The organism is Shewanella sp. SM95, assembly GCF_025653595.1.
Taxonomy (GTDB): domain Bacteria; phylum Pseudomonadota; class Gammaproteobacteria; order Enterobacterales; family Shewanellaceae; genus Shewanella; species Shewanella oncorhynchi.
This window is the reverse complement of sequence record NZ_JAKKSE010000002.1, coordinates 474,133-492,458: the sequence shown is the minus strand read 5'-3', so window position 1 is coordinate 492,458 and position 18,326 is coordinate 474,133. Positions and strand designations below refer to the sequence as shown.

Sequence of the window (18,326 nt, the reverse complement as noted above, 5' to 3'; positions counted from 1 at the left end):
AGGCAGGTTTTATGCCTGCCTTATCTCAAACTCGTTATTTATAAAGAGATGGTTTATTTGAACCACTTAGGACAGGCACAATAAAGAGTAACCAAGCGACTAAGAAGCCACTGAAGGCCACGACCATCCATTCGGGCATCGTTACACCCATAAAGACCCAAGGTACATCAGTACACATGCCAGTAGGCATCATAACGGCAGGGAACCATTCGTGTAATGGCATCCAAGCTGGAAATTCAGGTAAGAATGAACAGGTTGAAAAAGGGGATGGGTTGGCTTGCATATCTACGAGCGATAAGGCTAGTTTTAATCCCCAAGTTGCACTGATGGCCCAGAGCACGGCAGCTAAGATCCTGACGATTCGATATTTGGGTGCTGTCATGCCAATGAGACCTGCTGCCAATAAACCAAAAATAGCGAGTCTTTGGTAAATACACATGACACAGGGTTCCAGTTTCATGACATATTGAAAATACAGGGCGGCTGCTTCTAACCCAAGGGCTGTGCCTGCGAGAATAAACCAAGATGAACGGGAATGGGCAAAGCGAGTCATTACAGTCAAAGTGAGCTCCATATCAACAAAAAACGCCCTCAGACATGGGGCGTTTTTTGGACTCTACTTATTAAATAAAGTTCAGTCAATAAAGAAGATTAATGTCCAGTCATCGGCTCTAAAACTTCACTAGCACTGTGATGGATGATTATCTGGGAATCATAGAAATATTGGGTGGCTTGTTCTAAGAAACCCGTTTGAATCGCCATGACACCTACAATAGAGAGCACGATAGTGTAAGGCAATGCCATCCATACCATTCTGCCATAGGATAAGCGGATAAGTGGTGCTAGGGCTGAGGTTAGTAGGAACAAGAACGCCGCTTGACCATTGGGCGTGGCAACCGAAGGTAAATTAGTTCCAGTATTAATCGCAACGGCCAGCAAGTCGAATTGATCACGGCTGATTTGACCGTTAATCAATGCCGCTTTCACTTCGTTAATGTACACTGTGCCGACGAACACGTTATCACTCACCATAGACAGTAATCCGTTGGCGATATAGAAAATCACCAACTGAGTATTGCCTTGATAACTCAGTGCCCATTGGATCACTGGTGCGAATAAGTGCTGGTCGATAATCACGCCAACAACCGCAAAGAAGACAGCTAATAACGCGGTAAAAGGCAGTGCTTCTTCGAAAGCTTTACCGAGGGCATGCTCATCGGTAACGCCGTTAAAGGCTGTGGTTAAAATAATCACAGAAAGACCAATTAAGCCCACTGAGGCCAAGTGCAATGCAAGTCCTGCGATCAACCAGACACCCACTAAGGCTTGGACGATTAACTTCATGTTGTCTTTATTGGTACGGCGCGCATCTTCATGGGCGGCATATTCACATAAGATCCGATGAACGGCCGTTGGCAACTTAGCGCCATAACCAAAAATGCCAAATTTTTCAACTAAGTAACAAGTTAAGATACCCGAGATTAATACAGGAACAGTAACGGGTGACATACGCACAGCGAATTCACCAAATTGCCAATTTGCTTGCGCGGCGATAATAAGGTTTTGTGGTTCACCCACCATAGTACACACGCCGCCCAGCGCAGTACCCACACCAGCATGCATTAACAGATTACGTAGGAAACCACGGAATGCACTGAGTTCTTCTTCGTTTAACTGATCTTCACCATCATCATTTTTACCTTCAGAGGTATGATCGTGATCGGCGCCGAAATCTTTTCCAGAAGCGACCTTGTGGTAAATAGAATAGAAACCCACAGCGACCGCGATAATGACGGCAATAACCGTTAACGCATCTAAGAAGGCTGATAAAAAGGCTGAAGCCAAACAAAACATTAATGACACTAAAATTTTAGAGCGCACTTTAGTAATGATTTTCGTGAAGCCAAATAGCAGCAATTGCTTCATGAAATATATACCAGCGACCATAAACACCAAGAGTAATAATACTTCGAGGTTGGCTTCTATTTCATGTAAGACTTGGCTTGCCGATGTCATTCCGATCGCGACGGCTTCAATTGCCAATAATCCACCAGGCTGTAATGGATAGCATTTTAATGCCATTGCTAAGGTAAAAATAAATTCTAGAACCAATACCCAACCAGCCACAAAGGGGTCGACATAGAAAAAGAGTATTGGATTGATAATTAAAAATGACAGTATTGCGGTTTTGTACCACTTAGGAGAATTTCCTAAGAAGTTCCCAATAAACGCCTGACTCATTGTCGCCGGCATGGCAGCCTCTCTTCTAATTATGTTAAAAATTGCACGTGATTATTATCAATACCTGCGTTAGTTAAATGAGTCTAGCCTAAAGAGAAAGCTAATGTAATGAGTTACTGATACCGACATTTCAAAAAGCGGAGCTAAGCGGCAAAATTGGCCCATCCTGTATTGACCTTGGTCGTTTTTTTGAACGATTCTGTGACATTTACACGGCGATAACACAGTGATTTTAAGTGAATGGTTTCCATTTTTTACCGCTCTGGTATGATCAGTGACCATTACGACGCACAACAACTGGATAAGTGGGCTGATGATTATCAATGCCAAAGGACCTGCAAGTTTTGCAGAGAAGTATATTGTGAGATCAATTTGGGAAAACAAATTTCCTCCAGGGTCCATTTTACCGGCTGAACGTGAGCTTTCAGAATTGATTGGTGTGACTCGCACCACTTTGCGTGAGGTGCTACAGCGCTTGGCGCGTGACGGTTGGTTGAAAATTCAGCATGGCAAACCAACACGGGTTAACAACTTTTGGGAAACCTCAGGCTTAAACATTCTTGAGACTATTGCTGATTTGAATCCCGAGGGTTTTCCGGTATTGGTTGACCAACTCTTGTCAGCTAGAACGAACGTCAGTGCTATCTATTTTCGCGGTGCTTTGCGTTATAACCCGGATACCGCTGTGGAGGTACTTGCAAAGATACACCAGCTTGAAGATACGGCTGAATCCTATGCTGAATTTGACTACTTACTGCATCACACCTTAGCGTTTTCGTCAGGAAATCCACTTTACGTTTTGATATTAAACGGATTTAAAGGTTTGTATAGTCGAGTTGGTCGTTATTACTTTACCAGCTCAGATGCGCGTTTATTAGCATTGAACTTTTACAAAGAATTAGAACTTTTGGCTCAGGCGAAAAATTACCTCGATGTCTCTGCGCTAATGCGTACCTATGGCATGAATAGCGGTAAGATGTGGTTACAATTACGCGAAGATATGCCGGCTTCTATTGCTCAAGATCATTAAACTCTGTGAGTGATATCGCGTTAAGATAGCGCTAAATAAACAAAAAGGCCGTTTCAATTGGAAACGGCCTTTTTATTGTGCTTATTATTCTGGTTTATTGGCTTCAGGGCAGGATGCTAAGACGCTAATACTCGCATCTGCATTTTTTTGCTCTAAGGTGACAGTGAAACCCCATAATCGATGTAAATGCTTTAATACTTCTTTATGGCTGTTGGCTAAGGGAATATCGTTATTTGGCACATAATGTAAGGTTAAGGATCGATCACCGTTGATTTCCACATTATGTACTTGGATATTTGGCTCAATATTAGACAGGTTATATTGTTGTGATAGTAACTGGCGAATATCTTGATAGCCCCGTTCATCGTGGATCGCGGATACCGAAAGATAATTGCGTTTCTCATCATCATGGATACCAAACAATTTAAATTGGCGGATAACTTTAGGTGAGAGATATTGGCTAATAAAACTTTCATCTTTAAAGTTCTGCATCGCAAAATGCAACGTTTCTATCCAATCGCTGCCAGCAATGTCGGGAAACCAAGCTTTATCTTCATCGGTTGGATTTTCACAAATACGCCGAATATCGGTGAACATTGCAAAACCTAAGGCGTATGGGTTGATGCCACTGTAATAGCGACTGTTGTAATCGGGTTGGGCCACAACGCCTGTATGGCTTTGCAAAAACTCGATCATGAAGCGGTCAGTGACCACGCCATCATCGTACAAGTGATTTAAGATAGTGTAATGCCAGAAGGTTGCCCAACCTTCATTCATGACTTGAGTTTGTTTTTGCGGATAAAAATATTGCGCCATTTTACGCACAATACGGATTATTTCCCTTTGCCATGGTTCAAGCAAAGGAGCGTTTTTCTCGATGAAATATAAAATATTTTCCTGCGGTTCGGCGGGGAAACGACGCTTTTTAGATTGAGACTGCTCATGTTGATGGGTCGGAATCGTGCGCCATAAATCATTTACTTGGCTTTGAAGGTAAGCCTCGCGATCCTTTTGTCTTGCTTGTTCTTCCCTGAATGAGATTTCAGAGGGACGTTTATAACGATCGACACCATAGTTCATTAGCGCATGACAGGAGTCTATGACGCTTTCGACTTGTTCTACACCGTATTTTTGCTCGCAGTCACTGATGTAGTTTTTAGCAAAGACAAGGTAGTCAATAATTGAGCTCGCATCTGTCCATGTCTTAAATAAGTAATTGTTTTTAAAAAAGCTGTTATGTCCGAAACAGGCGTGAGCTATCACCAGCGCCTGCATTGTGATGGTATTTTCTTCCATTAAGTAAGCGATACAGGGGTTAGAGTTAATCACAATTTCATAGGCGAGCCCCATTTGGCCACGTTTGTAACCTTGCTCGGTTTCGATAAAACGTTTGCCGAAAGACCAATGGGTGTAACCTATGGGCATGCCTATACCAGCATAAGCATCCATCATCTGTTCAGCAGTGATGACTTCAATTTGATTTGGGTAAGTGCTGAGTTTATAGAGCGCTGCCACCCGCTCAATTTCCTTGAGGTAGTCTTGCAGTAGCTCGAAGCTCCAGTCGGGACCATCGCTCAGTGGTGTCCAAGATGTTGATTTAGTTATCCCCATAGTGCCCCCTTAAACCGCTTGTTTCTTGAATAGCTCCCTAAAGACAGGGTAAATATCTTCGGCTTGACGTATATGCTGCACGGCGATGTTGTCGTAATGCTGTTGCAGGGATTCATATTCACGCCACAGGGTTTGATGGGCGCGATTGGTGATTTCGATGTAGCTGTAGTAGCGCACCAGTGGCAAGATTTTTTGTTCTAACAATTGCCTACAGGTAGGTGAATCGTCGGCCCAGTTATCACCGTCGGATGCTTGGGCTGCGTAAATATTCCACTCATCGGCGGGGTAGCGGGCTTGTTGAATTTCATGCATTAATTTCAATGCACTCGATACTATAGTGCCACCCGTTTCTTGGGAGTAGAAGAACTCATGTTCATCGACTTCTTTAGCTTGGGTATGGTGACGAATATAGACCACTTCTAAGTTTTTATAGGTACGGGTGAGGAACAGATACAGCAAGATATAGAAGCGTTTTGCCATATCTTTAGTTGCCTGATCCATAGAACCAGACACATCCATCAAGCAGAACATCACAGCTTGGCTAGAAGGGATTTCCCGTTTGGCATAGTTATTAAAGCGCAGATCGAAGGTATCGATAAACGGCACTCTGGCAATTTTTTGTTTTAACTCCTCAATTTGGGCTTTTAAATCCAAAATCAACTCGGCCTTAGTGCCTGGAATATTTTCCAGCTCGGCAAGTTCTTGTTCTAACTCTTTTAATAGTTTCTTTTTACTTGCCGACATCGCAATGCGACGTGCCAGTGATGAGCGTAATGAACGGACAATATTGATGTTAGCGGGGACGCCATCATTGGTGAATCCCGCACGGTAGATTTGGTATTCCACCAGTTTATTAAGGCGGTTTTTTTGTAGATTGGGGAGTTCTAAGTCCTCAAACAATAACTCTAGATACTCGTCTTTAGAGATTTCGAACACAAAGTCATCGTCGCCTTCACCCGAGTTTGAGGCCTCACCTTTGCCCGAACCGCCGCCTGAACCACCAGGTGGTCGGTCAATTTTATCGCCACGGGTAAATTGGTCATTACCGGGATGCACTCTATCCCTGACACCGCCTTTGCCTTGGTGAAACATAGGTTCACTGATATCCCGTGTTGGGATACTGATTTTTTCGCCTTTATCTACATCCGTTACGCTGCGACGAGTCACTGCATCGCTGACGGCTTTTTTAATTTGTTGCTTATATCTATTGATAAAGCGTTGGCGGTTGACTGTGCTTTTTCCTTTCGCATTCAACCGTCTATCGATAAAGTTCGCCATACGCACCTCCCAAAACCCAGCGAAGGCTTTGGCAACACCAAAGCCCTGTACTTAGTTAGCGCAAGTTTAAGAAGATTTACGAACTCGTAAATACCACTCAGACAAGAGTCGGACTTGTTTTTTGGTATAGCCTTTCTCCATCATGCGATTGACGAAATCATCGTGTTTGCGTTGATCGTCGTTCGACGTTTTGGCGTTAAAGGAAATAACAGGCAGTAAATCTTCTGTGTTGGAGAACATTTTCTTCTCGATTACTGTGCGAAGTTTCTCGTAGCTGGTCCATAGCGGATTGTTACCCTCATGGTTCGCGCGGGCGCGCAGCACAAAGTTAACGATTTCATTACGGAAATCTTTAGGATTGCTGATCCCCGCGGGCTTCTCAATCTTTTCAAGTTCAGCATTGAGGGCGGCGCGGTCGAATAGCTGACCTGTTTCTGGGTCGCGGTATTCTTGATCTTGGATCCAAAAATCGGCGTAGGTAACATAGCGGTCGAAGATATTTTGGCCGTATTCAGAGTAAGACTCTAAGTAAGCGGTTTGAATCTCTTTACCGATAAACTCCACATATTTAGGGATCAAATAACCTTTTAGGAATTCAAGATAACGTTCGGCGGTATCGCCGGGGAACTGTTCTTGTTCAATTTGTCGTTCGAGGACATAGAATAAATGTACTGGGTTGGCGGCGATCTCTGAATGGTCGAAGTTAAATACCCGCGACAAAATCTTAAAGGCGAAACGGGTGGATAGTCCATTCATGCCTTCATCGACACCTGCGTAATCACGGTATTCTTGGTAAGACTTAGCCTTAGGATCGGTATCTTTCAGGCTTTCACCGTCATATACCCGCATCTTAGAGTAGATGGAGGAGTTTTCAGGCGGCTTGATGCGTGACAACACACTAAATTGCGCTAAGGTTTCTAAGGTGCCGGGAGCGCAGGGCGCTTTCGATAACTCAGAGTTGATTAGCAGTTTTTGGTAGATTTGCAGCTCTTCTGAGACCCGTAAACAGTAGGGCACTTTGACGATGTAAACACGGTCTAGGAAGGCTTCGTTGTTTTTGTTGTTTTTGAAGGTTGACCACTCGGACTCGTTTGAGTGAGCCAGTATAATCCCGCTATAGGGCAGGGCCGATAAGCCTTCTGTGCCGTTATAGTTACCTTCTTGCGTTGCAGTCAGTAGTGGATGCAGCACTTTAATTGGTGCCTTAAACATCTCGACGAATTCCATCACCCCTTGGTTTGCACGGCACAATGCGCCTGAATAGGCGTAAGCATCGGGATCATCTTGGGAGAAATGTTCGAGTTGCCGAATATCGACTTTACCGACAAGGGACGAAATATCTTGGTTGTTTTCATCACCGGGTTCAGTTTTCGCTATTGCCACTTGGTCCAGAATGGATGGAAAGACTTTTACCACGCGAAATTTGGAGATATCGCCACCAAACTCATGCAGACGTTTTACCGCCCAAGGCGACATGATGGTTTTCAGATAACGGTTGGGAATGTTGAATTCCTCTTTTAACAGCTGTCCATCTTCTTCCACATCAAACAGGCAGAAGGGGTGATCGTTGACTGGGCTGCGGACTCCATTCGCGCTCAGAATGTAAATGGGCACTTTTTGCATTAGGGCTTTGAGTTTTTCGGCTAGCGATGACTTACCGCCGCCCACTGGGCCCAGTAGGTATAGAATTTGTTTGGATTCTTCTAATCCTTGAGCCGAGTGCTTTAGGTAAGCCACAATTTGCTCTATGGCGTCTTCCATGCCGAAGAAATCTTTAAATGCGGGATAGCGTGAAATAAGTCGATTCGAAAAAATACGGCTAAGTGTTGGATTTTTTGCGGTATCAATGACTTCTGCTTCACCAATTGCAAGCAGTAGTCGCTCTGATGCTGACATGTAAGCGCTGCGATCTCCCTTGCAGATGTCCAGAAACTCCTGCAAAGAATATTCTTCATCGAGTTTTTGTTCGTAGCGCTTTTGGTAATGCTCGAAAATGCCCATATAAACCCCCTGAAACGCCAGTGATGTCATGGAACGGATAACTGGCTAGCCAGCCTCCTACTCTAATCTTAGACACAAACTCACTATCTGTGTCAAAAAAATATCAAATAAAAACAATAACAAATAGTTGCAAACGCAATTATTGCACTTGTAGTTAGCGGAGGATAAATCGGTGGGATAAGGGATGGGCGGCTAACGAGGGGCATAAAAAAAGAGCCACTAGGGCTCTTTTTACTGGGATTAACCCACTGCTTATTCGGCAGTAAACAAGGTTAGGTTAAATGAATTAACCTGCGAAGTTTTGGTTAACGAAGTCCCAGTTAACTAATTGCCAGAAGTGGGCAAGATAGTCAGGACGCACGTTACGGTAATCGATGTAGTAAGCGTGTTCCCACACGTCAACTGTCATGATTGGCGTTACTGTGCTGTCAGTCAGTGGCGTCGCTGCATTGCTAGTGTTAACGATAGCAAGAGTGCCATCGGCTTTTTTCACTAACCATGTCCAAGCGCTACCGAAGTTGTTTACTGCTGAATCAGTAAATTGCGCTTTGAATGCGTCGAATGAACCGAAAGCGGCATTGATTGCATCAGCAACTGGGCCTGTTGGTTCGCCGCCAGCATTAGGGGCTAAGCAGTTCCAGTAGAAAGTGTGGTTCCACACTTGAGCTGCGTTGTTAAACACGCCACCCGTAGAAGTTTTGATGATATCTTCTAAAGATTTACCAGCGAAATCAGTTCCTTCGATTAAGCCGTTTAGCTTCACAACATAAGTGTTGTGGTGCTTGCCGTAGTGGTATTCTATGGTTTCTTGAGAAATGTGTGGTTCTAGTGCGTTCTTTGCATATGGTAATGCGGGTAATTCGAAAGCCATTAGTATCTCTCCATGGTCTTAGGTTATCGTTTCTTAAACGTGCTCACTTAGGACTATTGTACCGATAAAATTTGTGATGTGAATCATTGTTTAGCTAATTGACTAGATAGACGCCATCGAAAAATCAAATGTCGACATAACCTTACAAACTGTGGGATTTTGTTCTGCGTCTAGCTGACGTACAATAGTCGCATTGAGTCAATGTCATCCTACTTAGGAATCAAAATGGAAACAGTAGAGAAAATTAAGCAACAGATCACGGAAAACCCTATCATTGTTTATATGAAAGGTTCTCCAAAGTTGCCTAGCTGTGGCTTCTCGTCACAGGTCGCTCAGATCATGATTAACTGCGGTGAGCAGTTTGCATTCGTGGATATTCTTCAGCATCCAGACATTCGCGCAGAATTACCTAAGTTTGCTAACTGGCCGACTTTCCCACAATTGTGGATTGAAGGTGAGTTGATTGGTGGCTGTGATATCGTCGTGGACATGTTCCAAAAAGGCGAATTACAACCTTTGATTAAAGCTGCTGCCGCTAAGATCAAGACTGAGGAGTAAGAGTTAATTCTTACTTCATAAAAATATTGCTTCATAAAAAAGCCGCCGTGATTGATATCACGGCGGCTTTTTTATGGTGGTTTCTTAAGAAACGATCAATTTTATAAAGTGGTCATTTTTCAACGACCTACTTCGAAATTGATCGTGTCTTCAAGTCGTAATTAATGAGGCGTCACATCAGACTCGTGGTGTTTATTGTGTGGCTTAGTCGCGGGTAATAGTAAGTTCATGGTAATTGCGACAATACCGCACAAGCTAATACCAGTCAGACTGAATGAACCTATGCCAAATGCCATGCCGCCGATACCAAAGACTAAGGTAACACCGACAATACTTAAATTACGTGGCTCTGATAAATCCACATGATTACGAATAAGGGTGTTGAGGCCAACTGCGGCAATGGAACCAAATAGCAAACACATGATACCGCCCATCACTGGGACGGGGATAGTTTGCATCAGCGCACCGAGTTTGCCAACGAAGGCTAAAGTGATGGCGGTAATGGCAGTCCAAGTCATGATCTTAGGATCAAAATTTCGGGTTAAAGTTACTGCACCTGTCACTTCTGAGTAAGTTGTGTTCGGTGGACCACCAAAGGCTGCGGCTGCAATTGTGGCAATCCCGTCACCCGTTAGCGTGCGATGCAGACCGGGTTTTTTCATAAAATCTTTACCCGTGACGTTGGATATCGCCAGAATATCACCTATATGTTCTACCGCAGGGGCGATTGCCACTGGGATCATAAATGCGATGGCATACCAGTTTAATTCTGGCGCGACAAATTTAGGAATAGCAATCCAGCTTGCAGCGGTCACGACTGCAAAATCAACAATACCAAAGGCTAGGCTTAAACTGTAACCTACTATAATACCTGCTAAAATCGGCATCACTTTGAGTAGGCCCTTTGCGAAAATCGCCACCGCGATAGTGGTACCAAGCGATGCGAGCGAAATAAATAACGCCGTATTTGTAGCGACTAAAGTCAAGCTACCATCACCACTCTTGCCTAATGCCATATTCACCGCCACGGGGGCTAAGCCAAGGCCGATAATAATGATCACGGGTCCCACTACGACTGGGGGCAATAATCTGTGAATAAAGTCAGTGCCGCGCACTTTAACCAAGGCGCCGAGCATGACGTAGACCACGCCCGCGGCCATAATGCCGCCCATTGTGGATGGAATTCCCCAAGTCTGCACGCCATAAAGTATGGGGGCAATAAAGGCGAAGGAAGATGCGAGGAAGATAGGCACTTGGCGTTTAGTAATCAATTGGAAGAGTAGGGTACCGATACCTGCGGTAAACAATGCCACACTGGTGTCGAGCCCTGTAAGTAGCGGCATTAGTACTAGGGCACCGAAGGCCACAAATAGCATTTGCGCGCCCTGTAGGGGGATAGCGAGTCGTCTCATTTATTATTCTCGTTAATTTAGGGTAAACCGCCAAATGATAACAGTTTGTTGGATTTTGAGCAGAAGAAAATCGCCTGTTTTGCCGACGTTGATCACTGTTTGGGTTTTCTGTGCTATGGCAGGCACGGAAATGGGGCTAAATTTTGGCAAGACTCGCTTAAGGCGCTAACTATGGTACAATTTGCCTCATCTGACGCTACTTCAACTACTCAAAGATGCTGAAATTCCTATTGAAGCCGAGCTTAATTGCATTTCTATATTGTCTGTTCACGATTAATAGCGTCAATGCTGTTGAGGTGAGTAAATTAGATGAGGCCAATGTGCCTGTGTCTTCGCGCGCAGTTGCTGAACGCGACAAAGCCTTAAAAAGTGCACTTGAGCAAGTCATTATCAAGAACACTGGGACGGCGCGATCCCTCGATAACAGTCTGATCCAATCTCAGCTCAGTAATCCTGATACCTTGCTGAGCCAGTATGGTTATATCGAGCAAAATGGCCAATTGCTGTTGACCGCGAGTTTTGAGCACCGCCGCATAGTGGCGTTACTGCGTCAGGCACAATTGCCTGTTTGGGGAACTCAACGCCCGCTGACCTTATTTTGGGTCGCTATGCCTGGTGATGGCGACACTATGATATTGGGTGACTCATCTGCGTTAGCCGAACGTAAGATTTTTAGCGATTTTTCCTATGCCCGCGGTATACCTGTACTCCTGCCTATCTTAGATCTTGATGAGTTGATGGGTATTAATCCTAACGATATTAAAGGGATGTTTGCCGACATCGTGGCGAGTGTATCTGGCCGCTATCAAGCTGACTTTTTGGCGCTAGTGGCAATTGATGCCGCCGGCAATCAGGTTCGTTATCGTTTAAATCTTTATACTAAGGCTACCATTGACTCTTTGACGCCACCGTTATTCAGTTATAACGGTACTGCTGAAAATTCGGCCCAAGCGATTACCGCTATGATGGCAGCGTTAGGTGAATATTATTTTACTAAGTATGCGATTGCTGATACTGGTACTCAGCTTGGTGCGAGTGTTACCTTCGTTAATATCCAAAAAATGGCGCAATTAGTTGAAGTTGAAAAATATTTGAAGCAACTCAGCGCGATTAAAAATGCCACGTTAACGCATATTCAAGGTAATACAGTGACTTTTTCGTTAGATTTATTTGGCTCAGAGACGGATTTACAACGCTTATTAAGCTTAGAGCCGCGTATTTCTGTGGTCGCACCTGTGAGTGCAGGTGAATTTAGCCCTGTCTCTAATCAAACTGGCAAACCTGTGTATGAATGGCGTTTACATTAAGATGTTATCGGCCGTGCTTAGTTAAGCACGGCATTGTTTTTATTTAATATTGAGAAGACCGAGTGCCCTTAAACTCACCTCTGCAACTCTCGTTACCTGTGCATTTGCCAGACGACGAAACCTTTAATAGTTATTACCCCGCCGCGGGTAATGATGAACTTATTCAAAAATTGAGAGCGAATGCCGAAGGGCATGGTGAAGCCGCCATCTATTTGTGGGGCCCAGTTAAATCGGGTCGAACCCATTTAATGCACGCTGCTTGCGCGCATGCTAATGAAGTGGAGCGTCGCAGCTTTTATATTCCTTTAGGCATACATGCGAGTATTTCGACCGCATTGCTTGAAGGCCTAGAACAGTTGGATTTGGTTTGTATCGATGATGTCGATGCCATCGCCGGCCACCCCGTTTGGGAAGAGGCGATTTTTGACCTCTACAATCGCGTCGCAGAACATAAGAATTGCGCCTTAGTGGTCAGCGGCAGCTCGTCTCCTGCGGATGCTGGGTTCCTCTTGCCAGATCTTGTTTCACGTATGCAATGGGGGTTGAATTACCAACTGCAACCCATGGCAGATGATGAAAAACTTGCCGCACTGCAACGCCGCGCCGCTATGCGTGGCCTGCAATTACCGGAAGATGTCGGGCGTTTTTTACTGAACCGTATGGCGCGGGATTTGCGGACCTTGTTTGATGTATTGGATAAGTTAGATAAAGCCTCATTAGTGCATCAGCGTAAACTCACGATTCCGTTTGCCAAAGAGATGCTACACCTTTAGATACAGCATGGTTTGTGTTCGTTCTGAAGATACAAAACCTACTGGCATTAAAGCCAAAAAGAGTAAAGCCCGTCATGTTGAATACATACGGGCTTTTGTTTATCTAAAATTTAAAACGCTATTGTTGTGGATGTTGGTGACGGTCACCACTTAAGCGAAGTTCGGCTTCAAAACGAGACTCGGCATTAATTGCAGCTGCATTACTTTGGCCTTTGAGCTGCGTATTCGCAGGCGATATTGCCAATGTTTGACGCCAGCTTTGGCCTTGCACCATATTAATTGGCTCGGGTAGGCTTTCGACCAGACTGATCCCATTAAGCTCTGGCAGCATTTCATCAATCACCAACGCAGCGCGATTTTCTAGACTGTCTTGCGCAATTCGTCCCCTTTGTCCCCAGTCAATAATCAGCGAATCCGCAGTCAAAATCGCAGGTTTATTGGTGACGGCGACATCACGCAATATTTGATAGCGATAACTCATCATGGCTTCCTCAAATAACATGGCCGTGTCTTCACGGGTACTGGAATAGGCATAGAAGTCGCTGGCGATATCGGCAGAAAAGAAAGTACTGACATCCGATGCTTGATAGGCCTTTTGCACATTACTCGCCGCTGCGCCGAGGAAACTAACATTGGCAAGTCCCATCATTTCAGTGCTCGTTAATGGGTAGGTTTTGCTGACTTGATCTGAAATTAGACTCTTGCTGGCATTGCGGCGGCTGTAGTCATCTAACAGTCTTGGCCCTGTGAGTGTGGCATGCACGCTGCGTGGAAAAAAGTCATTGGCATGGGCGAGCTCGTGATACAACAAGGAGGCCAGATCGGGATTGATTTGCGCTAATGTGCGGTTTGCTCTGACGGTGATAGGCACGCCAAGGGAGGCATATTGGTTATCTTTTACATAACGCCAAGGCATCACAAAGTTAAGATCATTTCCGAAATTACTGCGGTAATCCGGCGCCTCATTAATAGTGTCGCGCTGGCTTGGCGTAAGCCATAAATCATTGGGATCGAGATAAATCGCCCCTGTGACTACCCAATAAAAAGAAGGGCGTACATCATAGCTAATCACCACGGCCGTGACGGATTGTAACAGGCGGGCAAAATCGCTATTAGGGTCCATCTGGGCTAAGAAGGCGGCAAAGTTATCACCCATCCAATCGTGGGAAACCAGTACTCGATTTAGAATCGTCTCGTGATTGAGATCGCTTGAGGTTTGACCTATCAAAGGTAAGGTATTGATAGTGCAGCTATCATTAAGCTGATTGGAGTAAACACAGTTTGCTAGCACATTGGCGTAAGGTGAAGTCGGACGATAGGCATGGGTGCGCGCAACTGGGGTATCGAAGTATGGTGAGCTTATCGCTGGCACCGAGGTTGTTAGCACAAAGACATCATCGCTAAGCTGATTGCCATTGACGTTGGCATTCACTTTGAGCCGAGTGATTGTATCTTGGGTGACCGTTGGCGCGGTAAACAAGGGTCTAAACGGATCGCTCACATCGACCATTAAATCTGGGCCAGATGCTACACACCAAGAGATATTTGCTGCGCTTAATTCCGATTGTTGTCCGAGTCTTAAGCTCACATTATTGCCTTCAACCACTTGGTGATCTTGACGGACGTTTAGCACACCCGTCGATGCGGGATCGACATTAATGCCAATTTCTCCGGTGGCATCTAGATTACTGCCCGTCACATGCAAGCTAAAACGGTAGCCGCCTGCGGTGGGAGTATCAAAGGCTAATACAGGGCTGTTTTGACTGACGAGTGCTATGTTAGGGCCATCGATTTGCTGCCAACGGAAGGTTAAGTCTTGGCTGTCACGATTTAGGATATTGGCAATGATAATACTAGATTGACCCGCCACATAATTTTGCTCGGTTTGAAAGCGAATTGAGGATGACGTGGTGGTAATGAGTGGCGAAATGCTATCTGTGCAGCGTGCTAGTGAAGTGGAGGGGGGCGTGACTACACTATCATCTGGTTGACTATCACCATCGCCTCCGCATGCCGCAAGTAGGCTCGAGCAGGCCATAAATCCGAAAAATTTCAGTGGTATCGACATTCCCATTACACCACTCTCCCTTGTTAACTCTGCTGTGCTATTTAGACTTTTGTGGCGTCATGGGACGCTTATACTGTGAGAAACTGACTATAACACGGGCACTTAGTTGCAAAAAGTCAGTGTAAGTATAATAAGTGTTAATTTTGTCGTGATGGGAATTGACGTCGGAACGGAGGTTAGAACTAAGGTTAAAATGGGTATTCAGACTGAGATCATAAGGGATATTTGAGCCAAGGTTTGGCCTTCTAATATAAAAAATGCCGCCATACCTAGCAAGGTGAGACGGCACTGAAAATACATTGAACGGACTATTCTTTAGATTTTTTCTTCAGGCCTAATCCCAGTTCACGACCACGTATGCGGGCATAAAATGGGAAAGCGATTAGCAGTACGCCAATCAATAATACTTCGATTAAGGCAAAAGCGAAGGCATCATTGGTGACATAAAGCAGGGTGAGCCCATGTAACATATATAAGCACAGAATAAAACTTGCCCAAGCGTAAGTGTATGGATTACCTTGGAAAACTCCCTTTGCGGGTAGTAATAACGGCACTATCCATAAGAGGCTAAATAGCAGGGTGTATTCACCGCTAATCCCTTGGCCAACAAACCAACCGCCTAACAGCAGCACTAGCGCAAAGTAGCCTAAACGGCTAAGGATAAATAAGGTGTTGGACGTCATAAGTCTACCTAAGGGTTGAAAATAAAAGCCATTTTGGTTTAAAAATTATGGGTTAAAGAATAGTAAGTACATTCTCAGGAGGACGGCCGATGGCTGCGCTTTGATTGGCGAGCACAATTGGCCGTTCGATGAGTTTAGGTGTGTTGACCATAGCCTCAATCAACTGCAATTCTGTTAGTGATGAGTCTGCAAGTCCCAAGGCTTGATATTCTGCTTCCTTGGTGCGCATTAATTCGCGAGCACTGATGCCTAATTTAACCAGAATGTCGCCGATATCTTTAGCCGTAGGGGGATTTTTTAAGTATTCCACTAAGGTAATGTCGCAGCCTTGTTGCTCGAGTAAAGCTAAGGTTTCATGGCTTTTTGAACAACGTGGGTTATGGTAAATCGTCGCTTGGGTCATAGTACTAGAGGCTCAATACGGGCTGAAATAACAATGGCGCGGATAATAACAGAAAAAACCGCGCCCCGTCAGTGTGTTCGGGGCGCATAAATGGGTAATTGTCTTTAATCTATTTGTAAAACAACTTATTACTTAAGCGCATCCATCTCTTTATCAGCCATTTTAAACTGGCGAATACGTGCTTCAATACGTGCAAGCTGTAATGGATTATTTTCGGATGCACGGTAGGCAAAGTTAAGTTGATCGATTGCGCCCTTATAATTAGCACCTAAGGCCATCAGCTCTGCGGTGGAAAAATATTCCAATGCTTGATTGCCGGTTTTTTTATACACCATAGTCAACAATTGATAAGGCAGTTCATTTTGTTTATCGAGGAAAATCATATCTTCCAGCAAAGGGATTGCTTTGGGGGCTTGATCGGCTTCGATATATATATTGGCTAAGTTGGCATTGATCACTTGAGACGTTGGTTTCATTTTACGCTGGGCTTCGAGCATAGTAATCGCTTTTGCATAGTCCTTACGTTCGATCAGTAAATCAGATTTAGTGTCTATATAAAACAGGTTGTTATCATCGATTTTTAACAGCTCATCGACGATTTTTTCTGATTCATTAAACTTCTTCAATCTATATAAAGCCAGCGCTTTGCCATAAAGTGCTGCCTCTTTGAAGGTATAGGTCTGTTTGTTGAGCTGCCGATCAAACATGCTTAATACTGCTTCGTCGCTATAGCTGGAAAAACGGACTTGAATACGAGCTTTTGCTAGCTGAAAATTAAGATTATCAGGGATATAACGTTTAGGGTATTGCTCGGCACGGTTACGGGCTTCAGTGATCCGCGATTCAGGCAATGGGTGAGTTAATAACATTTGTGGTGGTGTGGTGGTAAAGCGATAACGACTGGCTAATTTACCAAAGAAATCCGCTGCAGCATTAGGATTAAAGCCTGCATCCACTAGAATTTGCATTCCGATGCGATCGGCTTCCTTTTCATGCAAACGGGTGTAGTTGATTTTCGATTGTGTCGCCATGGCTTGGGTTGTCGCAAGCGCCGCCATACCTGCTTGTGGTACTGCAATCGTTAACAAAATGGCGCCGAGTAAACCGGCAATTGTTGCAGGATTACTTTTTTGCTGTGCTTCAAGGGATCGGGCAAGGTGACGTTGAGTAACGTGAGTCACTTCGTGGCCTAATACTGAAGCCAGTTCGCTTTCATTGTCGGCATTGAGAAATAAGCCTGTGTGTACGGCAACATGGCCGCCAAAGAAGGCGAAGGCGTTGATTTCATCATTTTGTAATAGGAAAAAATAAAACGGCGTTTTTACGCCTGTGGCATGGGCGACCAGTTTATTGCCAAGCTCGGTAAGATATTGACTCAACACGGGGTCATTTAGCATAGGTGCCGATGAGCGAATGATGCGCATATAAGCATCACCGTAAACCATTTCTTTTTCAAGGCTGAAGGTGTTAACTGCGGCCGTACCTAAATCCGGTAAGTCATTGTTGGCAAAGCTTTTGGCGGCGAAGGTTAGCAGCATCAAGGAGAGTGCGCCTGCAACAAAAGGTTTTAATCGAGTCAAAAAAGTCAAGTTACGCAAGCGGATCCTTTTATTTCTAATTATCTCAACTAAAGGCAGATACTGCACTTAGCTTGTAGTTTGAGGTGCAACTTAGGATAATGGCCCAAGTTCGTCTATAGCAAGTTCATTATGATTTTTATTGATTTAACGCTCTTTCGTTGTCCAGTACCCTTAGTGAAAGTGAAGCTTGCATTGAAGCCAATGCGAGAGGGTGAGCAGTTGCATATCTTACTCTCAGACTCTGGTTCGCGGCGAGATGTTCCCCAATATTTAAAAAAACAAGGGCATGTCGTGCAAGAGTTGCGTAATGATGCAAGTCTGTTAGCCTTGATGGTCACCAAAGTTGATCTATCTCAGGGATAAATTGAGGATTTTTATGTTTAAATCCTCTTAGACTAACATCAAGCGCCTAATTCTGAGCCAGAGTGCCGCTCAGGCTAGGTTATTTACTCTTGTCAGTATTTTTTTGATTTAGCTGACATGTAGAAGCGAAAGTCTAACTGAGTAAAG

The 18,326-nt window shown here is 44.5% G+C and carries 16 protein-coding genes; 5 read left to right on the top strand and 11 right to left on the bottom strand.

Translation table 11 applies throughout. The annotated features are described in order from the left end of the window. Nucleotides 1–34: 34 nt before the first annotated feature. Nucleotides 35–562 carry a disulfide bond formation protein DsbB gene (gene dsbB / locus L5M29_RS04945; RefSeq protein ID WP_028760323.1) on the bottom strand — a complete coding sequence of 176 codons (528 nt, stop codon included), beginning with the start codon at nucleotides 560–562 and terminating at the stop codon, nucleotides 35–37. Nucleotides 563–651: 89 nt separating this feature from the next. Continuing rightward, complete coding sequence (nhaB, locus tag L5M29_RS04940) at nucleotides 652–2,253, bottom strand: sodium/proton antiporter NhaB (protein WP_028760322.1); 1,602 nt, start codon at nucleotides 2,251–2,253, stop codon at nucleotides 652–654. A gap of 301 nt (nucleotides 2,254–2,554) precedes the next feature. Here nhaB and fadR point away from each other — a divergent pair, with 301 nt between their 5' ends. Then, entirely contained in the window at nucleotides 2,555–3,271 is a 717-nt protein-coding gene (gene fadR / locus L5M29_RS04935) for a fatty acid metabolism transcriptional regulator FadR (protein WP_028760321.1), read from the top strand. An 84-nt stretch (nucleotides 3,272–3,355) separates the two neighbouring features. Here the strand turns inward: fadR and L5M29_RS04930 are convergent, their stop codons facing one another. The 4 genes from L5M29_RS04930 to sodB form a co-directional block, all read right to left on the bottom strand. Continuing rightward, nucleotides 3,356–4,882 (bottom strand): SpoVR family protein, encoded by a 1,527-nt coding sequence (locus L5M29_RS04930; RefSeq protein ID WP_198572694.1) that lies wholly within the window; start codon nucleotides 4,880–4,882, stop codon nucleotides 3,356–3,358. 9 nt (nucleotides 4,883–4,891) lie between these two features. After that, nucleotides 4,892–6,160 (bottom strand): YeaH/YhbH family protein, encoded by a 1,269-nt coding sequence (locus tag L5M29_RS04925; protein WP_063883574.1) that lies wholly within the window; start codon nucleotides 6,158–6,160, stop codon nucleotides 4,892–4,894. 66 nt (nucleotides 6,161–6,226) lie between these two features. Continuing rightward, entirely contained in the window at nucleotides 6,227–8,161 is a 1,935-nt protein-coding gene (locus L5M29_RS04920) for a PrkA family serine protein kinase (RefSeq protein WP_105253139.1), read from the bottom strand. Nucleotides 8,162–8,447: 286 nt separating this feature from the next. Then, nucleotides 8,448–9,032 carry a superoxide dismutase [Fe] gene (sodB, locus tag L5M29_RS04915; RefSeq protein ID WP_028760317.1) on the bottom strand — a complete coding sequence of 195 codons (585 nt, stop codon included), beginning with the start codon at nucleotides 9,030–9,032 and terminating at the stop codon, nucleotides 8,448–8,450. 225 nt (nucleotides 9,033–9,257) lie between these two features. On the opposite strand from sodB, the gene grxD reads away from it, so the two are divergent. Beyond that, complete coding sequence (grxD, locus tag L5M29_RS04910; RefSeq protein ID WP_011846572.1) at nucleotides 9,258–9,590, top strand: Grx4 family monothiol glutaredoxin; 333 nt, start codon at nucleotides 9,258–9,260, stop codon at nucleotides 9,588–9,590. Nucleotides 9,591–9,751: 161 nt separating this feature from the next. Here grxD and L5M29_RS04905 read toward each other — a convergent pair whose 3' ends face one another. Further along, complete coding sequence (locus L5M29_RS04905) at nucleotides 9,752–11,002, bottom strand: uracil-xanthine permease family protein (protein ID WP_028760316.1); 1,251 nt, start codon at nucleotides 11,000–11,002, stop codon at nucleotides 9,752–9,754. A gap of 215 nt (nucleotides 11,003–11,217) precedes the next feature. Here L5M29_RS04905 and L5M29_RS04900 point away from each other — a divergent pair, with 215 nt between their 5' ends. Both L5M29_RS04900 and hda read left to right on the top strand, forming a co-directional pair. After that, nucleotides 11,218–12,309: a DUF2066 domain-containing protein gene (locus tag L5M29_RS04900; RefSeq protein ID WP_105252829.1), complete on the top strand. Its 1,092-nt coding sequence runs from the start codon at nucleotides 11,218–11,220 to the stop codon at nucleotides 12,307–12,309. 62 nt (nucleotides 12,310–12,371) lie between these two features. Further along, a complete protein-coding gene (hda, locus tag L5M29_RS04895) occupies nucleotides 12,372–13,082 on the top strand; it encodes a DnaA inactivator Hda (RefSeq protein ID WP_263166528.1) in 711 nt (236 codons plus the stop codon). Between the two features lie 118 nt (nucleotides 13,083–13,200). Here the strand turns inward: hda and L5M29_RS04890 are convergent, their stop codons facing one another. The 4 genes from L5M29_RS04890 to L5M29_RS04875 form a co-directional block, all read right to left on the bottom strand. After that, nucleotides 13,201–15,156: a hypothetical protein gene (locus tag L5M29_RS04890; RefSeq protein ID WP_263166526.1), complete on the bottom strand. Its 1,956-nt coding sequence runs from the start codon at nucleotides 15,154–15,156 to the stop codon at nucleotides 13,201–13,203. A 302-nt stretch (nucleotides 15,157–15,458) separates the two neighbouring features. Then, nucleotides 15,459–15,833, bottom strand: coding sequence for a DUF2069 domain-containing protein (locus L5M29_RS04885; protein ID WP_028760312.1), 375 nt, complete (start codon nucleotides 15,831–15,833; stop codon nucleotides 15,459–15,461). Between the two features lie 52 nt (nucleotides 15,834–15,885). After that, the gene (gene arsC, locus L5M29_RS04880; RefSeq protein ID WP_263166525.1) at nucleotides 15,886–16,236 is read right to left on the bottom strand and encodes an arsenate reductase (glutaredoxin); all 351 of its coding nucleotides are present in this window, start codon (nucleotides 16,234–16,236) and stop codon (nucleotides 15,886–15,888) included. A gap of 128 nt (nucleotides 16,237–16,364) precedes the next feature. Next, a complete protein-coding gene (locus L5M29_RS04875; protein WP_263144618.1) occupies nucleotides 16,365–17,834 on the bottom strand; it encodes a M48 family metalloprotease in 1,470 nt (489 codons plus the stop codon). 111 nt (nucleotides 17,835–17,945) lie between these two features. Between L5M29_RS04875 and L5M29_RS04870 the strand changes: the two genes are divergently transcribed. After that, a complete protein-coding gene (locus L5M29_RS04870; protein WP_028760309.1) occupies nucleotides 17,946–18,179 on the top strand; it encodes a sulfurtransferase TusA family protein in 234 nt (77 codons plus the stop codon). Nucleotides 18,180–18,326: the final 147 nt, after the last annotated feature.